Origin of the sequence: Embleya sp. NPDC059213, from assembly GCF_042754445.1 — a bacterium.
Classification (GTDB): domain Bacteria; phylum Actinomycetota; class Actinomycetes; order Streptomycetales; family Streptomycetaceae; genus Embleya.
In genome coordinates this window covers 81,881-84,483 of the sequence record NZ_JBHZAV010000022.1, presented here as the reverse complement: position 1 = coordinate 84,483, position 2,603 = coordinate 81,881, and the positions used below count along the sequence as shown (strand labels likewise).

The window sequence follows — 2,603 nt, the reverse complement described above, 5'->3', positions numbered from 1 at the left end:
CGTTCGTGCAGGTTGTGCTCGGACAGTCGGCGTGCCGTCGCGGTGATCCTGTGCACCGGACGCAGCACCCGGCCGGACATCCACCAGCCGACCAGGATCGAGGTCGCCGCGAGCAGCAGCAGCGCCGCGCCCAACACGGTCAGCAGCTGACTCATCGTCACGTCCTGGCCGGTGTCGGTGACCCGGCGGATCGTCTCGGCGGGGATCACGGAGATCTGGATCGGTCTACCCGGAACCAGTTGCGCGGGCTGGGACACACCGCTCACCGCCCCGTCCCCGTCGTATTGATACGGGGAGTCCGCCGCGAATGTCCTGGCCATCGCCGTCGGCAGCCGTTGCGACAACCGCTGGTCGACGAACCAGTACACGATGCCCAACAACACCGTGCCCACCACGAGCGACACACCGCCGTACATCAGCGCGAGCCGGGCCCGTGCCGACGGTCGGCTGAACACCGCCTTGGCGAGCAGCCGCGCGTTGCCGACCAGGCCGCCCGCACCCGGTATCCGCAGGCCGCTCATATCAGGTATCCCGAGCCGGGCACGGTGCGGATCACCTGGGGGTCGCCGAGCTTGGCGCGCAGTTTGGACATGGTCACCCGCACGGTGTTGGAGAAGGGGTCGATGTTCTCGTCCCAGACTCGTTCCAGCAGTTCCTCGGCGCTGACCACCGTGCCGTCGGCGGCCATCAGGGTGGCGAGCACGGCGAACTCCTTGTGCGCGAGCCGGATGTACTCCCCGTCGCGGGTGACCTGGCGGCGGGCGTTGTCCAGCACGATGCCGTGCTTCTCCAGCACCGGCGGCACCGCCGGTGCGGCACGCCGGCCCAGGGCCTGGACACGAGCCAACAACTCGGCGAACTCGAACGGCTTGGGCAGGTAGTCGTCCGCACCCAGCCGCAACCCGGCGACCCGCTCGGGAACCGTGCCGGCGGCGGTCAACATCAGGATCCGGGTACGCAGCCGACCCGCCACGACCGCCTGGCACACGTCGTCGCCGTGCGTGCCGGGCAGGTCGCGGTCCAGTACCAGGACGTCGTAGTCGTTGACCGTGAGCCGCTCCAGCGCGCTGTCGCCGTCGTACGCGACATCCACGGCGATCGCCGCCCGGCGCAATCCTCGGGCGATCAGGTCGGCCAGCAGTTCCTCGTCCTCGGTAACCAGGACTCGCAAGGTCTCGTCGCTCCGCTTCGGGCCGGGTGGTGGGCACCAACCTCATCGTTTATACGCGACCCCGTGTTAGCTCCGGATAACCAATTCGGGAGACGGCCGGGTAACCCGCCGCCGCGTAGACCTGCTGTCGCACCCCTCGCCGCACCGGCGAGGGGTGACCACACCAGCGACGGTACGCCTACAGGCGGGAGCGGCAGTGATGACGAGGTTCGGGCGCACGGGATCGGGGCGGCCCCTGGCGCTGAGGTTGGCGGTCGGGGTGGTCCTGGCGAGTGGTCTCGCGTTGACCACGGTCGGTTGCGGCGACGACGGCGGCTCACCGAAGAGCAAGGTGGCCTCGGGCGGCGGCAGTGGCGGCGCGAAGGCCGAGTCGAGCGGTGGCCAGGCCGGCTCGGGCAAGAGTGACGACGGCGAACGCCGCGACCAGATGGTCAAGTTCGCGGGTTGCATGCGCGAGCACGGGGTCGACATGCCCGACCCGGAGCCCGGTGAGGGCGGCGCGATGCGGATGCAGGCGATGCCCGCGGAGCAGGACGCGTCGAAGACCGAGAACGCGATGAAGGCGTGCGAGAAGTTCCAGCCGAAGAGCGACTTCGACCCGAACGACCCCAAGTACAAGGAGTGGCAGGCCAAGCACATGGACTGCCTGCGCGAGAACGGCGTGAACGTGGGCGACGGTTCGATGGGGATCACCCTCGACGCGGGCGACGACAAGGTCACGAAGGCGATGGAGTTGTGCAACAAGAAGGTTCCGCCGCTGACGAAGAAGAAGTAGGGGCGGCCTCGTGGTTTCGATCGACACTCCACAGCAGTACGAATACGACGAGGAGCCGGCTTCGGCACCCGTCGAGCCGGACCGCTCGGCGTATCCGCGCGAGCGTCGGCGTCGTCGGCGTCGGCGGGCCGTGGCCGCGGTACTGGTGCTGGCCGCGGCGGGCGGCGCGGCGGCCGTACTGCTCTCCGACGGCGACGGTGACTCCGGGGCCTCCGCGAACCGCACGAAGCTGGACGCGGTCCCGGTGACCCGGGCGGACCTGGTCGACCGGCAGAGCGTGGACGGCAAGCTCGGCTATGCCGGCACGTACTCCGTGAACGCGGCCGCACCCGGACCGGACAAGGAGCCCCCGTCGGCGGGCAACAACCCGAACAAACCGCAGGGCGGCGGCGGCACTCCCGGGCCGACCCAGAGCCCCGGCGGCGGCTCCGCACCGGGTTCCGGGCCCGGCGCGGGAACGGGCGGCGGCCAGGGCGGTACGCCCCCGGATTCCGGGAACAACGCGAGCCCCGGGACCATCACCTGGCTCCCGGGTATCGGCGACACGCTGTCGCGCGGTGACCGGGTGTACGGCCGGGACGGGACGAAGGTGCCGTTGTTCTACGGCGAGACGCCGTTCTGGCGGGCGTTGTACGTGGGTGTCGAAAAGGGCGTGGA

General features: G+C 70.1%; 2 protein-coding genes and 2 pseudogenes. 2 read left to right on the top strand and 2 right to left on the bottom strand.

Annotated elements, in window-relative coordinates:
• Positions 1 to 521, bottom strand: a pseudogene (locus ACFXMF_RS11895) (hypothetical protein); the annotation flags it as partial.
• Positions 518 to 1,171: a response regulator transcription factor gene (locus ACFXMF_RS11890; RefSeq protein ID WP_360325159.1), complete on the bottom strand. Its 654-nt coding sequence runs from the start codon at positions 1,169 to 1,171 to the stop codon at positions 518 to 520. The gene ACFXMF_RS11890 and the pseudogene ACFXMF_RS11895, both read right to left, overlap by 4 nt.
• A gap of 199 nt (positions 1,172 to 1,370) precedes the next feature.
• Between ACFXMF_RS11890 and ACFXMF_RS11885 the strand changes: the two genes are divergently transcribed.
• Entirely contained in the window at positions 1,371 to 1,946 is a 576-nt protein-coding gene (locus ACFXMF_RS11885) for a hypothetical protein (RefSeq protein ID WP_379988697.1), read from the top strand.
• A gap of 10 nt (positions 1,947 to 1,956) precedes the next feature.
• A pseudogene (locus tag ACFXMF_RS11880) lies at positions 1,957 to 2,603 on the top strand (hypothetical protein); the annotation flags it as partial.

Excerpts from the sequence above, each read along its gene's own strand:
- ACFXMF_RS11885 (WP_379988697.1), top strand. The coding sequence starts at position 1,371 with ATGACGAGGTTCGGGCGCACGGGATCGGGGCGGCCCCTGGCGCTGAGG.